We start from the raw sequence: 16,090 nt of genomic DNA on the forward strand, positions 1-16,090 counted from the left end.
ATCCGGCCCTGTTGTTGTTTTCCCGTCTGCCTGAATCAACCGGCCTTGCGGCGCAGATAGACCCCGGCTTCCATATGATGGGTCCAGGGGAACTGGTCGAACAGGGCGAAACGGGCGATTTCGTGGGTTTCGCCCAGCACGGCCATGTTGGCCTGCAGTGTCTCGGGATTGCAGGAGATGTAGAGGATGTTGTCGTACTCCTGCACCAGCTTGACGGTGGCATCGTCGAGACCGGCGCGGGGCGGGTCGACGAAGATGGTGTTGCACTGGTAGCTCTTGAGATCGATCCCCTTGAGGCGGTTGAACTCCCGTTCACCACGCATCGCCATGGTGAACTCCTCGGCCGACATACGCAGGATGATCAGGTTTTCGACGCCGTTGGCGGCGATGTTGAACTGGGCGGAGTCGACGCTCGGCTTGGCGATTTCGGTGGCCAGCACCTTGCGGAAGTTCTGCGCCAGCGCGATGGAGAAGTTGCCATTGCCGCAATAGAGCTCCAGCAGGTCCCCTTCGCTCTCTTTGGTCACATCCAGCGCCCAGGCCAGCATCTGCTCGTTGATGGCGGCGTTGGGCTGGGTGAAGCTGTTCTCCACCTGTTTGTAGGTGAGCTGGCGACCCGCCACGTTGAGCTGTTCGATGACGAAGTCATCCCCCAGACAGATCTTCTGCTTGTGGGCGCGGCCAATCAGCTGCAGCTCGAACCCTTTGGCGCGCAGGTCGGCCTGCAGCGCTTCGGCGGCTTGTTGCCATTCGGCCTCCAGCTTGCGGTGATAGAGCAGGCTGACAATGATCTGGCCGGACTGGGTGGAGAGGTAGTCGATCTGGAACAGCTTGCGGCGCAGCACCGGGTGTGGGCGCAGCCCCTCCAGCAGCAGCGGCATCAACTGGTTGATGAGGCGGCTGGCGGTAGGGAAGTGGTCTATCTTGATGATCTCTTTGGTCGCCGGGGCATACATGCAGTGGAAGAGGTCATCCCCTTCGTGCCAGATGCGAAATTCGGCGCGCATCCGGTAGTACTCCGCCGGTGAGCTGTGCACTTCCAGCGCCGGGAGGGTGAAGCCGGCAAACAGCTCGGTGAGGCGAGCGCGCTTTTCGTCGAGTTGGGCCTGATAGTCGGCCGCGGTTCTAGGCGCCGGAGCGTTCGCGGAAGGCTGTTGGGATTGGGTCATAAATACCTCACATGCACACCGGCCGGGCCGGGTCGAAATCGGGGGAAGGCAACAGGCCACCCAAAGGGGCCCGATTTTAAAAGCCAGCCGCAGATTGTCCAGCATTTTGTGGTCAAGAAGTGTTCAGTCAGGCCGATAGCTGATCTACAGGCATGGTGGGAGGACACATTATGCAGATCGAAGGCGTGGGCGCAGCCCAACCCAAGGGAGTGGGTGTTTCTCCCAAATCGCCCCAACAGGCGGAGCAGAAACAGGTCAAGAGCGAGGAGGAGGTCTCCTTGCACAAGCCGCCCAAGTGGGCGCAGGTGCTGATCCAGCAGGCGTTGCAGTTCTCGCTGGAGATCAACGGCCAGGGTTATCAGGCGCCGAAGGTGAAAGAGCCCGAAGAGATCACCCCGGAAACCCTGTTTGACTTCCAGTCGGTGGCGGACAACGTGCTGCAGTTCGTGACCGGGCGGCTTGGTGCCGCACGGGCCGATGGCAAATCTGACGACGACCTGACCGGGATGATGGAGCAGGCCCGCAAGGGGGTCGACAAGGGCTTTGAGGAGGCGAAGAAGCAGCTCGGCAAGTGGGCGACTGACAACGACGATATCAAAACCGGTATCGATCAGAGCTACAAGCTGATCCAGAAAGGGCTCGAGGAGTTCGAGAAGGAGTTCTTCGGCAAGGTCTCCCCGACCGACATGGGACAGGCCGAGATGGCCAGTCGCCAGCAGGGGTATCTGGAGATCCAGACCAAGGATGGCGACAAGGTGGTGCTGCGATTCAACGACAGCTGGCAGACCAAGTCCCAGAAGGATGATAGCGGTAGTCAGTTCAGCCTCAAGTCGAGCCAGAGCTTCAGTTTCTCGCTGGAGGGGGATCTCAGCAGTGAGGAGATGGAGTCCATCGGCAAGCTGGTCAAGGGGATCGACGAGCTGGCGGGGAACTTCTTCTCCGGCAACTTCGAGGATCTGCTGGATAAGGCGAACGAACTGAAACTGGACGACAGTCAGCTGGCCTCCTACTCCCTCAAGCTCAAGCAGAGCGTCAAGCTGAGTCAGACCTATCAGGGAGCGCACTCCCTGCAGGATCTGCTCAAGCCGTTTGCCGACTACCTGCCCAAGCTGGAGCAGGTGCAGAAACAGGCAGATACCCTGCTGCCACCATCCCAGCAACAGGCGCTGACCCCGGCTGTGCTGGCCGCTCGCGGTCAGAGCGATCCGGCAAAGATCAGCAGCTTCACCAACTTCAACCAGCGCATGCTGGAGGCGCTGCGGATGATCGCCCAGTTCCAGCCCTCCACCGAGCCCGCCGGCAGGAGCGTCTGAGCCGCCAGCGCGCAGCCCAAGCCATAACCTGCCGTTTGCCAGCTCCTGTGGGGGCTGGCAAACTGGCCTTTTTTCCAATCCGGTTGCCCCATGAACCCCAAGAAGCCAAGAGACAAGCGCGAGCTCTGCTACCCCTTTATCTTCGAAACCTCGCTCAAATGTGATTTTGAGATCGCTACTGACGAGCTCTGTTGTCAGGTTGGGGCCGTGCTGTCACGCCTTGCGCCGGATGCGGATACCGAGCCCATGCTGGCGGATCTCGCGGCGTTGCAGCGACTTATCTACAACCTAAACGGCTCGGTACGCGGCAAGCTGGGGATCTTCGACGCAGATCTTGAGTGGCTCAAGGCCCGTTACGACCACTACAACGAGGCGAGTCGCGGCAGCGTCACCGGTTTTGTGCTGCCACAGGGGCCACAGCCCATTCCCACCCTCCATCTGTGCCGCTGCGGCAGCAAGAAGGTGGTGCGGCTGCTGGTCAGGCTGGAAGAGAGCGGGGTGGCCTTCGATCCCATTCTCTATCGCTTCGCCAACCTGCTGGCCAACTTCTTCTTCGTGCTCACCGTCTACCTCAAGCAGCGCTGGCAGGTGCCGGAAGTGCCCTACGTCAGCATCAACTACTGATGGCGGCTGGTTAGGGGCCAGACGTCATGGTGGATTGAACGGAATAAAAAAAACCGGAGCCTTGGGCTCCGGTTTTGTTTTTCAGCGCGTCAGTTGCCCGCTCAGCTGGAGATCAGCACCCGGGCCGAGTTGGCCGGAATGGTCAGCTGCACCTCGCCCTGCACCACTTCAAACTTCTCGCCGTTGAAGGCGTCGGTGAAGCGGCTGGCGGGGCTGGCGGTCTGCCACAGGGGCAGGCTGATGGTGCGCGGCTCGCTCGGGTGGCGGTTGCAAGCCACTACCACCTGATCGCTTTGCAGGGTTCGGGCGAACACATAGCTGTGGGGCCCGGCGTAGAGGGTCTGGATATCGCCACGGCGCAGGGAGGGGCGCTGGCGGCGGATCTGGATCAGCCGACGATAGTGGTCGTGCAGCACATGATCCCAGTCTGTGGTATCCCACGGGAAGCAGCGGCGGCAGTCCGGGTCGTTGCCGCCGGAGAGCCCCACTTCATCGCCGTAGTAGATGGACGGCACACCGATATAGGTGAGCAGCAGTGTGGCGGCCAGCTGCATCCGCTGTTTGTCCTCTCCCAGCAGATGGAGGAAGCGGGCGGTATCGTGGCTGTCCAGCAGGTTGAACTGGGCCAGCTGGTTCTTGAACGGGATATGGGCCCGCGCCAGTTTGAGCCAGCGATCCAGCTCTTCGGCGCTGATCTTGATGGGGTGGTAGGCGATATCCTTGCCAGCCAGGAAGGCACGGATCGGGTGGGCGAAGCCGTAGTAGTTCATGGCGCCGTCCTCCTGATCCCCTTGCAGCCACTGGCTCGCCTCGAAGAAGTGTTCGCCGAGCACATAGGCGTCCGGGTTCTCCTGCTTCACTGCCCCGCGAATGGCGCGCACGTGACCACTGTTGCCCTCGGCGGTGCCGCGCTCGCCCAACATGTGGATGACGTCAAAGCGCCAGCCATCGATCTGGTAGGGGGCGCGCATCCAGTAACGGAGGATGGCGTCATCGGCCCGATAGACGGCGTCCTGTACCTTCTCGCAGGAGAAGTCGAGCTTGGGCAGGCTGCGAATGCCCTTCCAGCTGACGTAATCCCCTTCTTTATCAAAGGTGTAGAAGCTGCGCCACGGGGAGTCCGGGTTGCTCTGGGCTCCCAGTGGCGGGCAGAACCAGGGGTGCTCGGTAGAGGTGTGGTTGACCACCGCATCGAGGATGATCTTCATGCCGCGCTGGTGCAGGTTGCGGGTCAGCTCGGCGAACTGCGCGTTGCTGCCGAGGTGGGCATCGACCTTGAAGTAGTCCTGGGTGTCGTACTTGTGGTTGCTCGGCGAATCGAAGATGGGGTTGAGGTAGAGCGCCGTCACCCCGAGAGATTGCAGATAGTGCAGCTTGGCATCGATCCCCGCCAGATCGCCACCGTAAAACTCGCAGGCGCCGTGGCCCTCTTCATGGCGACTGACCGGTTCGCCCCACGCCTTGCTGATGACCGCTTTGCCGCGATATTCGTACTCGTGATGCTTGACGCTCAGCGACGGATCGCCGTTGCAGAAACGGTCGGGGAAGATCTGGTAGAACACCTGATCCTGCACCCAGGCCGGTGGCTGGTGCAGGCTGTTGAAGCGAAAATGCTGCTCCCGTGGCGGCATGGACGCGCTGACGCCCGCCCCGTGCAGCCACCACTGCTCCTCGTCGGTGAGGCACTTGAAGCTGTAGAGGTGGATATCCTGTCCCTTGATGAGCGGCAGGGTCGCCTGCCACACCTGCAGCCGATCGCGGGTGGAGACCGCCGTCATCGGGATCAGGTACTCCTCGTTATCCGGCTCGTGGCGCAGCCACACCTCGCGGATCGGTGCATCCAGCTCGCTAAAGAGGGTCAATTGCAGTGCGTCGGCGCTCTCTTTGAACCAGGGCGCCACCTGGGGATGAAACAGAAACGGATGGGTCATGATGCTTATTGAGTCAGAAGATCGGCAAGGGCATTACCCTGTTCATGCAGTGTTTCGAGCTGGCCTGCCAGCGACTTGGGATCCAGTCCCAACTGGTCGGCGAGCGGTTTGGGGAAGCGGGCGATGATGGCCTGGGCAGGCACTCCCGCGTTCCAGGCGAAGGAGATAAACACGGCGAGGCGGATCAGCACCGCCTCCTTGCTGACCGGATCGTGGGAGAGGGGATCCAGCTGTTGGGAGATGGCATCGACGAAGGCCTCGGAGAGGTTCCAGCGCCGCGCCAGCTCGGCACCGAGCTGGGCGTAGTCGTAACCCAGCATCTCCCGCTGGGCCTCGACCCGGCTGCTCCCCTTCTGGATCGCCAGATTGATGAGCTCCGCCTCTTCCGGCAAGGTACTCTGGATCAGTAGTTCGCCGATGTTGTGGATAAGAGCACAGGTGAAGGCGGTCTCGGGGTCGAGCACCTTGGCCTCCTGGGCCAGGGTTTTGGCGATGGTGGCGACCTGGAAGGTCTCGGTCCAGAACTTGTTCTTGTCGAAGCTGGGCGGGGCCTTGAAGGTGCCGATGATGCCGGAAGCGACCACCACAGAGCGCAGTCGGTTGAAGCCGAGGCGGATCACCGCCTGTTCGATGGAGGTCACTTCGTTGCCACGGCGCAGGGCGGCCGAGTTGGCCATCTTTAGCACCTTGACGCTGATCACCTGGTCCATGGCGATCTTGGCCGCAATCTGGTCGATGCGGGCATTCTCGTCGTTGAAGCTCTGCATCAACTCGTGCAGCAGCTTGGGAATAGTGGGGAGTTGTTTGATCTTGTCAAACAGGCGATCCATCGACATGGCTGAGGCAGCCTCCGTTGCGAACTCTGCCTCATATTGTGCCACAGCCGGACAACATGTTCCTGTTTGTGATGCGGCTTTGTGAGCGCTAGAACACCCAGTCGCGCAAGGTGTATTCCAAACGGTGCCGTTTGCCCTGCAGGATCAGGTTCTGACTGGTGCCGCTCAAGGTCGCCCCCTCGGTAAGGGTGGTCAGTACAGCCTGTTCGATAGTGTCGAGCGGCGGCATGCAGGCCATTTCGGTGCTGCCCAGACTGGTGATCCACAGTTTGTCATCTTCCAGATGGCCCTGACCGAAGTAGCGGTTGCAACCGGCGATGCCGTTGACGGTGAAGTGCTCGCCGATCTCGAAATCGGGAGGATTGTCGCGGGGGGCCTTGATCGGTTCGCCATCCAGTTTGCTCAGTACCCAGTGGTGGTGTTGCAGATCTTGCTGAACAAAGGCGGTCGAGCTGCAGCCAGCGAGCAGTAACAGGGGGATCAGCAAAAAGGGCAATCTGGGCATGAGGGGGCTCCGGTTGGGGGAGCGTCAAGAATACCCTTTTTGGGCAGTCGGGAGCAGGGCGGGAGAGGGGACGACCGACCGCTTCTGTCGCCCCTTGTCCCGCGAGACTGTCGCTTAATAGCAACACCTTGGTTATGTTGCCATCGATTTACGCTATCTCAGGGCTCAGTTGGCGAACAGCCGCTCGGCATAACGGGCAAGACCGGCAGCCACCGAGCCGAAGTCATCGCCACCCTCAAGCGGGATGGAGGGGAGCTTCTGGCGGATAAAGCTGGCGATCAGCGGCGAGCGGGCGCTACCGCCGGTGACGAAGATGCGATCCGGCTGCACACCGGCGGCGGCAATCGCTTCGTCCATCAGCTCGCCAATCTTCTCCAGCAGCAGGGCCGAGGCGTTGGCCAGCTGTTCGCGGGTCAGTTCCGCTTCCAGCCCTTTTTCCAGCTCGGCCAGCGACTGGCGATTGAGTTCCTGCTCCGAGAGGGCGATCTTGCCCTGCTCGGCACGCCACACCAGCTGGTGGCTCAGCTTGTGGGCCCGCAGGCTGGCCAGACGCCCCAGCTTGCTGCCGGGCTGGCTGTCGAGCTGCAGATCCTGCAGCTGGCGGGCGGTGTCGAGGCTGTAGAAGCGGCTCTGGGCGCTGACGTCGTTGATGGCGGCCGCATCCCAGAACAGCGGGTGGGGCAGCGGCTTGCCGGTCTTGAGGGTCTCGTGCATGCCGAGCAGCGGCATCATCCCCTCCACCGTCAGGCGGATATCGAAGTCGTTGCCGCCGATCCGCTGGCCGCTGTGGCCGAGCAGATCGCCGCTGCGATCCAGCTGATCGCGGTAGCTGGGGCCCATCCGCAGCATGGAGCAGTCGGTGGTACCGCCGCCGATATCTACTACCAGTACCACGGCGTCTTCGGTGAGGCGCGCCTCGAATTCAAACCCGGCGGCCACCGGCTCATAGAGGAACTCCACCTGCACGAAACCGGCCAGACGGGCCGCCTCGGTCAGGATAGCGATAGCTTGCTGGTTGCTCTCTTCCCCCGCCAGGCCCTGGAAGTTGACCGGGCGACCGATCACCGCCTGGCGGATCGGGGCGCCGAGCTGCTGTTCCGCCTGCTGACGGACGTGGAGCATCATGGCGCAGACGATGTCTTCAAACAGGGCGATCTGGGGGGCCTTGAGGCCATAGGCGCCGAGAAAGGATTTCGGCGATTTGATGTAGTAGCCGTCGTCCGGCTCTTCCAGATAGCGCTCCAGCGCGGCACCGCCAAAGCTCAGCTCGTCGATCAGCCCCTCTTCCCGCATCTGGCGGCGAACCGTCTGGGCGCGGGTGACCACGGGGCCACGTAGCTTGAGGTACTCCGCCTGCTGGGCGGGTGCCAGCCCTTCGGCCAGCAGACCGGCGATAGCATCCCGGTGGGGCGCATGCAGGGTGGAAGGGAGATAGCGGGATGCGCCAAGATTCAGCAGCCTGGGGCTACCTTGTTCCATCACGGCCACGGCACAGTTGGAGGTGCCGTAATCAAATCCGATAAACATGGGCGCCAGACTCCTGAATAAAAAAGGGGGGCTAGCCTACCCGAAGGCGCCGGGTCTCACAACCCGGCGCGTGACGAAGAGAGGGCGAGCCCTTATTCCACTTCGTTGTCGCAGCGGCCCTGGATCTCGATGGCGCGGATATTGCCGAGGGTGGTATCGGCGATGGCGTGCAGCGCCTCGCGGGTCAGGAACGCCTGATGGCCGGTGAACAGCACGTTGTGGCAGGCGGACAGACGGCGGAACACGTCATCGGTGATCACCTCGTTGGACTTGTCGGAGAAGAAGAGATCCTCTTCCTCCTCGTAGACGTCCAGCCCCAGTGCGCCGATACGGGAGGTCTTGAGCGCCTCGATGGCGGCGTTGGAGTCGAGCAGACCGCCACGGCTGGTGTTGATGATCATCACCCCGTCCTTCATCTTGGCGAACGCCTCCTTGTTCAACAGGTGGTAGTTCTCTTTGAACAGCGGGCAGTGCAGGCTGATGATGTCGGATTGGCGGAACAGGGTATCGAGATCCACGTACTCGGCACCCAGCTCGATGGCTGCCGGATTCTGGTAAGGATCGTTGACCAGCAGGCGAACCCCGAAGCCCTTGAGGATGCGCAGGGCGGCCAGACCGATCTTGCCGGTGCCGATGACGCCAACGGTCTTGCCATGCATGTTGAAGCCGACCAGCCCCTCCAGCGAGAAGTTGGCGTCGCGGGTGCGCTGATAGGCTTTGTGGATGCGGCGGTTGAGGCACATCATCATGCCGACCGCGTGTTCTGCGGTCGCCTCGGGGGAGTAGGCGGGCACCCGCACCACTTTCAGCCCCAGCTCTTTGGCCGCGGCCAGGTCCACGTTGTTGTAACCGGCGCAGCGCAGGGCGATCACCTGGGTGCCGTTGGCAGCCAGTTCGGTCAATACCTCGCGGTCGGCATCGTCATTGACGAACAGACACACCACTGGGAAGCCGTGAGCCAGTCGGGCCGTTTTGGCCTCCAGCCGCACATCGAAAAACTCTAGGTCGAAGCCGTACTGGCTGTTGGCCTGGTTGAAATGCTCTTTGTCATAGCTCTTGGTACTGAATACGGCGACTTTCATGGTATGTGCTCCGCAGCGTGTGTGTCGTCAAATTACAACAAAATGGGTCAGCTATCACCGGACAAACCGGCTGGTTATTGTCCCCACGGCATGATGGGAACGGCGCTGACTGCACTTTTGTACGAACCATCCACCAGTTTGGTGCTGTAGGTCAGGTAAACCAGTGCATTGCGTTTCTTGTCGTAAAAACGCACCACTTTCTGCTCCTTGAACACCAGCGAAGTGCTGACATCGAACACCTCTTCCCCCGCTTTCAGCTTTTCGGGCAGGGTGATGGGGCCGATCTGGTGGCACGACAGGGAGGCGTGGGAGGGATCTTCCGCCAGTCCCAGCCCACCTTTGACGCCACCTGTCTTGGGGCGCGCCAGATAGCAGGCGACACCGTCGATGCGCGGGTCGTCGAATGCCTCCACCAGGATCTTGTGGTTGGGGCCAAACAGCTTGAAGGCTGTGCTCACTTCACCGACCGGGTCGGCCTTGTCGGCCAGCGCCGGGCCGGCAAACAGGGCCCCCAGCAGCAGGGGCAGGGCGCGGCGCAGGGCGTTATGTCGCGTGTGGTTATGTGTCATGGTCTCTCCTGTTGGCCCGGCACTCCTCAATAGGGAATGCCCAGGCGACGATAGAGGCTGGCAAGCACCCAGGCGGGGCCTATCAGCAGAAATTGCAGGTCGGCGAGGAAGGAGGGGCGCTTGCCCTCGATCTTGTGGCCGACAAACTGGGCTATCCAGAGCAGCACGAACGCTGTCACGGCGGGCCACAACAGCGGCCCCTGCCATTGGTGGCAGAAGGCCAGCCCGAGCGCGGTTAGCCCGGCCATCCCCGCGAACAGCGAAAACGACAGCTGCAAATAGAACAGCAGCACCGGAATGGCTGCCACTGCCGCCCAGTTGAGGGGCTCTGGCAAGGGCCCGTGTGGCAGACACCAGAGCAGCGCCAGCGAGCAGAGATAGATGCCCGGCACCGCCAGTTTGTGGATGGCGACGTTTGTCGGATGGCGATGGCTCTGGCCGTACTGCGCAAACCACTCCTGGATTCCCTTCATAGCACCTCCCTGGCGCACTGTGTTCTCGCTGCCTGACCTTCGTGGTCAGGCGCTCGCGATGCTTATCCCTGCGGTGGATACTCCCAATATTGGGCCGGAATGGATTTTAGCAACGGGGTCATATCCGGATTGGGCAGGGCGATGGTGACCCGCTGATCGAGGTTGGCGCTGGCGAGCGCTTCGCGGATCTTGGGGTTGTCATTGAAGAACTTCATAAAGCTGCCATCGGCATAGGCCCGCTCCAGCCCGGTCTGAATCGCCTTGGCCAGCTTGGGGTATTCGGGGCTGACGAAGAAGAACTGGGCGAAGGGGTAGCGGATCAGCAGATGCTGCTCGATAGCGAGGTTGGGATACTGCGCCACCAGCTCGCTGCGCTCGGCGAAGATCTCCACCAGGGCGCGCGGGAAGAAGTCGATCTTGTCGCCGTCGTTGATAAGGCGAAACAGGCTGCTGTATCGGCCGGAGAAGGTCGGGATGCCCGCATTTTCCAGAATTTTGTTATCGGCCCAACCGACCCCTTGCGCCGCCTTAAGCTGTTTGAGGTCGGCCAGGGTATTGATCTGGTTGAACTTCTCCTGAGCGTCCGCGTGGATGAACGACAACCGCAATCCTTCCAGCCCGCGAAACAGCGGAATGGGGACGGCAATCAGGGAGGATTCGAGTGCGCTGGAGGTGCCCATCCAGAAGACGTTGATGGTCTTGCCCTTGCTCAGCTGCTGCTGGAGGGTGAACTGGTTGAGGTCGAGTTCGACAGGCTGGATGCGAAAGGGTTGCCCGGAGCGGGTCAGGGCCAGTTCCAGCAGCTTGTACTGGTACTCTTGGTCAAGATTGTTGACGGGACGGCTGGGGACCTTGACCGTCAGAACCTGTGCTTGTGCCAGCAGTGGCAGGCACAAACACAGCTTGATGAGCCATTTCACTCTCTGTTCTCCTGTAGATTCCGGAAGGTGTCCGGAGTCTAACAGAACTTGTCACCATCTTGCTGCGAGGCGTTGTGCAAGGTTGAGCGCGGGCCCAGCCTTGCTGGCGTCTGTTGCACCTGAATGGTGACGGTTCTTCGAAGAATCAGGCGACGCGGCGGAACACGTGGGTATCGTTAAATTCCTTGGTGCTCTGGCATTCGACGCAGAAACGGGACTCTGGACGAGCTTGCAGCCGCTTGAGAGAGATCTCGTCACCACAAGATTCACAGTAACCGAAATCTCCATCGTTCATTCGCTTCAATGCGCCCCTCAGCTTGCGCAGGTGCAGCTTGTCGTGCTCGATGCGGTTCAGCTCCAGACGGCGGGCTTCCTCGATACTGGCACGGTCAATTTCATCGGCCATCTCGTTGGTGTCGGTGGCGATGGCCTGGCTGGCCTGGGAGTTCAGGCGCTCTTCGAGCTCGGCGATCTGCCGCTCGATCTGCCCCTTGTAAAAGGCCAGTTGGTCTTCAGTCATGAAATCACACATACGATTTACTACCAGTCAGTTTACTAACCCAATTATCCCTGTTTATGGGGGCTGTCTGCCTGCAGACCAAGCCCTTCTCGTCTGATTTGCACCGTTTTCATGCAAGAGAGTGCAAATCAGGGCGGGCCTTGTACCAAAAAAAAGCAGCCAAGCAAAGCAAATAGGACAGGGATTGTGCGCCTTTGCAAAAAAATGGCCCCTTTAGCGGCTGATCTGACGGGATCTGACATCTGGTTTTGGCCGGTTGGCACCGGCTTTGCACTGGGGAGAGGCGAGGCCACGAGTGTTTAGTATTTGGTGCCGACTTGGTCATTATATGCGCCGTTATTTATAGTTTTTTAAACACCACTGCTTGACATTACCCCTGATAGCGGGCTTTTATGGTGGTGTTGATTACAATTTGATAACAAGGGTGTTCCATATATTAGACACCCTTGCCAATGGCAACCGTAGAGTCGGGGTTTAACATGGACAGTATCAAGGGCTGGATGGAGAGCAATCGCATCACGGAAGTGGAGTGTCTCTTCCCTGATTTCACCGGCAACGCCCGGGGCAAGATCATCCCAGCCAACAAGTTTTTGCGAGAAGGGGGCATGCGTCTGCCCGAGGTGATCTTCACCCAGACAGTGACCGGCGAATATCCGGATGACGACAGCATGATCGATCCGCTGGAGCGGGACATGCAGCTCTATCCTGACCCCAACACCATCCGTTTCGTCCCTTGGGCGCTGGAACCTACCGCTCAGGTTATCCATGACTGTTACGACGTCAACGGCAAGCTGATCGACATTGCACCTCGCTCCGTACTGCGTCGGGTTCTGTCATTTTACGAGGCTCAGGGCTGGAAGCCGGTGGTGGCGCCCGAGCTGGAGTTCTATCTGGTCACCCGCAACGAAGACCCCGACTATCCACTGATGCCGCCGGTAGGGCGCAACGGCCGTCCGGAGACCGCTCGCCAGTCCTTCAGTATCGATGCGGTCAACGAGTTCGATCCCATCTTCGAAGACATGTATGACTACTGCGAAGCGCAGGAGCTGGAGGTGGATACCCTGATCCACGAGTCCGGTGCTGCCCAGATGGAGATCAACTTCCTGCACGGGGATGCCATCGATCTGGCGGATCAGGTGTTCCTTTTCAAGCGCACCATGCGTGAGGCGGCCCATCGCCACGGCATCTACGCCACCTTTATGGCCAAGCCGATGAGCAACGAGCCGGGCTCCGCCATGCACATCCACCAGAGTCTGGAGGATATGAACGGTCGAAATCTGTTCGGTACCCCGGATGGCGGCAACTCCGAACTCTTCATGCATTTCATCGCAGGTCTGCAGAAGTACACCCCGGCGGTGACAGCCCTGCTGGCTCCCAACGTCAACTCCTACCGCCGCCTCACCTTCGGTGAGAGCGCGCCACGCAACGTCCAGTGGGGTGTCGAGAACCGCACCTGTGGTCTGCGGGTACCCTTCTCCGACCCCAGTGCCCGCCGGGTGGAGAACCGCTTCGCCGGTGCCGATGCCAACCCCTATCTGGCGCTGGCCGCCACCCTGGCGTGCGGCTATCTCGGCATGATGGAGAAGCTGGAGCCCATGCAGGAGATGAAATCCAGCGCCTACGACCTGCCCTACAGTCTGCCCCGCTCGCTGGAGGAGGCGCTCAGCCATCTCGAACAGTGCGAGCCGATCAAGGAGATGTTGGGGGAGCGCTTCACACGCGCCTTTGTCGCGGTCAAACGCAAAGAGTACGAGACCTACTTCGGGGTGATCAGCCGCTGGGAGCGAGAGTTCCTGCTGCTGAACGTCTGACCCGGATGCGTGCCGGCCACGCATCGTCCGAATCGGGGAGGCAGGCTGCCTCCCCTGCCTGTAACCGGTAATACGGGATGGAGGAGTGCCTCCGCCTGCGGATGGTTGTGAGCGGAAGTTGGCTCGCCACCGCTCTGGTTGCATGGTTGATAACAGTTTTTGGCTCGAATTGAAGGATGTGAGGAGCAGGCCGTGCCGCAGTCCACGCGAAAGTGGCAGTGATTGCGGGAGTGGCAGCCCTCCTGATGATTGACGAACAGAACCAGCTAAATCGAAGGAACCGAGGAGCTAACAATGCAACAGACTACCCGTGAGTGGCAGCAGCAGGATGCCAGCCACCACCTGCACCCCTTTACCGACTTTCAGGCTCTGAACAAGAAGGGCAGCCGTATCATCACCAAAGCCAGTGGCGTCTATCTGGAAGACTCCGAAGGCAAGCGCATTCTGGACGGCATGGCGGGGCTTTGGTGCGTCAATATGGGCTATGGTCGGCAGGAGCTGGTGGATGCTGCCACCCGTCAGATGCAGCAGTTGCCCTACTACAACCTCTTCTTCCAGACCGCGCACCCGCCGGTGATCGAGCTGGCCACCTTGCTGGCCGAAGTGACGCCATCCCATCTCAACCATGTCTTCTTTACCGGCTCCGGCTCCGAGTGCAACGACACCGTGCTGCGGATGGTGCGCCACTACTGGGCCAGCAAAGGGCAACCGGAAAAACAGGTGATCATCAGCCGCCACAACGCCTATCACGGCTCCACCGTGGCGGGGGCGAGTCTGGGTGGCATGAAAGGGATGCATGCCCAGGGTGGTCTGCCCATTCCCGGCATAGTGCACATCGACCAGCCTTATCACTTCGGTGAGGGGCAGGGGATGAGTGCCCACGAGTTCGGGCTGGAGCGGGCCCGTCAGCTGGAGCAGAAGATTCTGGAGCTGGGGGTGGAGAAGGTGGCCGCCTTTATCGGCGAGCCGATCCAGGGGGCGGGCGGTGTCATCATTCCGCCTGACAGCTACTGGCCGGAGATCCAGCGCATCTGCGATCACTACGGCATTTTGCTGATAGCCGACGAGGTGATCTGCGGCTTTGGCCGTACCGGCCACTGGTTTGCCAGCGAAGGGTTTGGCATCAAGCCGGATCTGATGTGTCTGGCCAAGGGGATTACCTCCGGTTATCTGCCGCTCGGCGCTGTGATGGTGAGTGACCGGGTTGCCAAGGGGCTGGTGGAAGAGGGGGGCGAGTTCAACCACGGCTTCACCTACTCGGGCCATCCGGTCTCTTGCGCGGTGGCGGTGGCCAATATCCAGCTTATGCAAAAGGAGAGCATAGTTAAGCGAGTGCATGATACCATCGGCCCCTATTTGCAGCGCCGCTGGGCAGAGCTGGCTGACCACCCGCTGGTGGGTGAAACCCGTGGCCGCGGGCTGGTCGCAGCCCTGGAAATCGTCCAGGACAAGCAGACCAACCGGCGTTTCCCGGCCCATGCCAATGCCGGGATGACTTGCCGGGAATTCTGTTTTAACAATGGCTTGGTGATGAGGGCGGTAGGCGATACCATGATCATATCGCCCCCCTTGGTGATCACCGAGGAACAGGTTGATGAATTGGTCAAGCTAGCCAGGCTCAGTCTGGATCTGACAGCCGCCAAGCTGAAGGGTTGAGGTGCGGCCGGGCAGGTTGGCATGCGCATACAATTTGCTTAGGAGACAAGGATGATGTCTTTCAAAACGGGAGTGATCGCTGCCTCTGTGGCTCTGGTCATGGCAAGTGCCGGAGCAATGGCTGAAGAGAAGGTGTTGCACGTCTACAACTGGAGCGACTATATCGCCCCGGATACCCTGGAAAACTTCCAGAAGGAGACGGGCATCAAGGTGGTTTATGACGTGTTTGACAGCAACGAGGTACTGGAAGCCAAGTTGCTGGCTGGTAAATCCGGCTACGACATCGTGGTGCCGTCCAACCCCTTCCTGGCCAAACAGATCAGGGCTGGCGTGTTCCAGAAGCTGGACAAGTCCAAGCTCTCCAACTGGCAAAATATGGATACCGACCTGCTCAAGGCGCTCGACCCGAGCGATCCGGGCAACCAGTACTCCATCCCCTATCTGTGGGGCACCATCGGTTATGCCTACAATGCCGAGAAGGTGAAGGCCGTACTGGGGGCCGATGCGCCGCTCAACTCCTGGGATCTGGTGTTCAAGCCGGAGAACATGGCCAAGCTGAAGGAGTGCGGCGTCTCCTTCCTCGACTCGCCGACCGAAATGTTACCGGCCGCCCTGCAATATCTGGGCTTCAAACCGGATAGCCAGAAGCCGGACGAGCTGAAGAAGGCCGAGGAGCTGTTCCTCTCCATTCGTCCCTATACCGCCTATTTCCACTCCTCCAAGTACATCTCGGATCTGGCCAACGGCAACTTGTGTGTTGCTGTCGGTTACTCCATGGATTTGCAGCAGTCCAAGGCGCGGGCGGCGGAAGCCAAAAATGGCGTGGCACTTACCTACACCATTCCGAAAGAGGGGGCAGGCAGCTTCTTTGACATGATCGCCATCCCGGCGGATGCCAAGAACGTCGAGGCGGCCCACACCTTCATCAACTATCTGATGAAGCCCGACGTGATCGCCAACATCACCAATCAGGTGCAGGCGCCTAACGGCAACAAGGCTGCGACCCCGCTGGTTGACGAGGCGATCCGTACCGATCCGGGGGTTTATCCGGACTCTGCAACCTTGCAGAAGATCTACACCTTCCCAGATCTGCCGGCCAAGGTGCAGCGTCTGATGACCCGCAGCTGGACCAAGATCAAGTCCGGTAAGTAACG

General features: G+C 60.4%; 15 protein-coding genes. 5 read left to right on the forward strand and 10 right to left on the reverse strand.

From position 1 onward, the window contains the following. Positions 1 to 35: 35 nt before the first annotated feature. Positions 36 to 1,169, reverse strand: a complete 1,134-nt coding sequence (trmA, locus tag G5533_RS12670) for a tRNA (uridine(54)-C5)-methyltransferase TrmA (protein ID WP_421206257.1) — start codon at positions 1,167 to 1,169, stop codon at positions 36 to 38. Between the two features lie 170 nt (positions 1,170 to 1,339). Here trmA and G5533_RS12675 point away from each other — a divergent pair, with 170 nt between their 5' ends. Next, positions 1,340 to 2,482 carry a DUF5610 domain-containing protein gene (locus tag G5533_RS12675; RefSeq protein WP_441254873.1) on the forward strand — a complete coding sequence of 381 codons (1,143 nt, stop codon included), beginning with the start codon at positions 1,340 to 1,342 and terminating at the stop codon, positions 2,480 to 2,482. Between the two features lie 90 nt (positions 2,483 to 2,572). Continuing rightward, entirely contained in the window at positions 2,573 to 3,106 is a 534-nt protein-coding gene (locus G5533_RS12680; RefSeq protein ID WP_075116198.1) for an ATP--cob(I)alamin adenosyltransferase, read from the forward strand. 101 nt (positions 3,107 to 3,207) lie between these two features. Here the strand turns inward: G5533_RS12680 and malZ are convergent, their stop codons facing one another. The 9 genes from malZ to G5533_RS12725 form a co-directional block, all read right to left on the reverse strand. Next, positions 3,208 to 5,037: a maltodextrin glucosidase gene (gene malZ, locus G5533_RS12685; protein WP_439968715.1), complete on the reverse strand. Its 1,830-nt coding sequence runs from the start codon at positions 5,035 to 5,037 to the stop codon at positions 3,208 to 3,210. A gap of 5 nt (positions 5,038 to 5,042) precedes the next feature. After that, positions 5,043 to 5,873 (reverse strand): HDOD domain-containing protein, encoded by an 831-nt coding sequence (locus tag G5533_RS12690; protein WP_227341605.1) that lies wholly within the window; start codon positions 5,871 to 5,873, stop codon positions 5,043 to 5,045. An 88-nt stretch (positions 5,874 to 5,961) separates the two neighbouring features. Further along, positions 5,962 to 6,378, reverse strand: a complete 417-nt coding sequence (locus G5533_RS12695; RefSeq protein ID WP_227341604.1) for an META domain-containing protein — start codon at positions 6,376 to 6,378, stop codon at positions 5,962 to 5,964. A gap of 165 nt (positions 6,379 to 6,543) precedes the next feature. Further along, positions 6,544 to 7,905 carry a molecular chaperone gene (gene yegD, locus G5533_RS12700; RefSeq protein ID WP_441254874.1) on the reverse strand — a complete coding sequence of 454 codons (1,362 nt, stop codon included), beginning with the start codon at positions 7,903 to 7,905 and terminating at the stop codon, positions 6,544 to 6,546. Positions 7,906 to 7,997: 92 nt separating this feature from the next. Beyond that, positions 7,998 to 8,987, reverse strand: coding sequence for a 2-hydroxyacid dehydrogenase (locus G5533_RS12705; RefSeq protein ID WP_064341035.1), 990 nt, complete (start codon positions 8,985 to 8,987; stop codon positions 7,998 to 8,000). A 74-nt stretch (positions 8,988 to 9,061) separates the two neighbouring features. Then, positions 9,062 to 9,556, reverse strand: a complete 495-nt coding sequence (locus tag G5533_RS12710) for a CreA family protein (protein WP_005355485.1) — start codon at positions 9,554 to 9,556, stop codon at positions 9,062 to 9,064. A gap of 26 nt (positions 9,557 to 9,582) precedes the next feature. After that, positions 9,583 to 10,029, reverse strand: coding sequence for an Mpo1 family 2-hydroxy fatty acid dioxygenase (locus G5533_RS12715; RefSeq protein ID WP_266134960.1), 447 nt, complete (start codon positions 10,027 to 10,029; stop codon positions 9,583 to 9,585). A gap of 62 nt (positions 10,030 to 10,091) precedes the next feature. Next, complete coding sequence (locus G5533_RS12720; protein ID WP_042081792.1) at positions 10,092 to 10,949, reverse strand: hypothetical protein; 858 nt, start codon at positions 10,947 to 10,949, stop codon at positions 10,092 to 10,094. Between the two features lie 145 nt (positions 10,950 to 11,094). After that, positions 11,095 to 11,481, reverse strand: coding sequence for a TraR/DksA family transcriptional regulator (locus G5533_RS12725; protein WP_216952650.1), 387 nt, complete (start codon positions 11,479 to 11,481; stop codon positions 11,095 to 11,097). Between the two features lie 467 nt (positions 11,482 to 11,948). Between G5533_RS12725 and G5533_RS12730 the strand changes: the two genes are divergently transcribed. The 3 genes from G5533_RS12730 (at position 11,949) to G5533_RS12740 (ending at position 16,088) form a co-directional block, all read left to right on the forward strand. After that, complete coding sequence (locus tag G5533_RS12730; protein ID WP_005342613.1) at positions 11,949 to 13,280, forward strand: glutamine synthetase family protein; 1,332 nt, start codon at positions 11,949 to 11,951, stop codon at positions 13,278 to 13,280. Positions 13,281 to 13,574: 294 nt separating this feature from the next. Next, positions 13,575 to 14,936 (forward strand): aspartate aminotransferase family protein, encoded by a 1,362-nt coding sequence (locus G5533_RS12735; RefSeq protein WP_216979719.1) that lies wholly within the window; start codon positions 13,575 to 13,577, stop codon positions 14,934 to 14,936. Between the two features lie 54 nt (positions 14,937 to 14,990). Further along, the gene (locus G5533_RS12740; protein ID WP_201937706.1) at positions 14,991 to 16,088 is read left to right on the forward strand and encodes an extracellular solute-binding protein; all 1,098 of its coding nucleotides are present in this window, start codon (positions 14,991 to 14,993) and stop codon (positions 16,086 to 16,088) included. Positions 16,089 to 16,090 lie beyond the last annotated feature (2 nt).

Source organism: Aeromonas sp. A600620 (assembly GCF_029479985.1).
GTDB classification, from domain to species: Bacteria; Pseudomonadota; Gammaproteobacteria; order Enterobacterales; family Aeromonadaceae; genus Aeromonas; species Aeromonas veronii_A.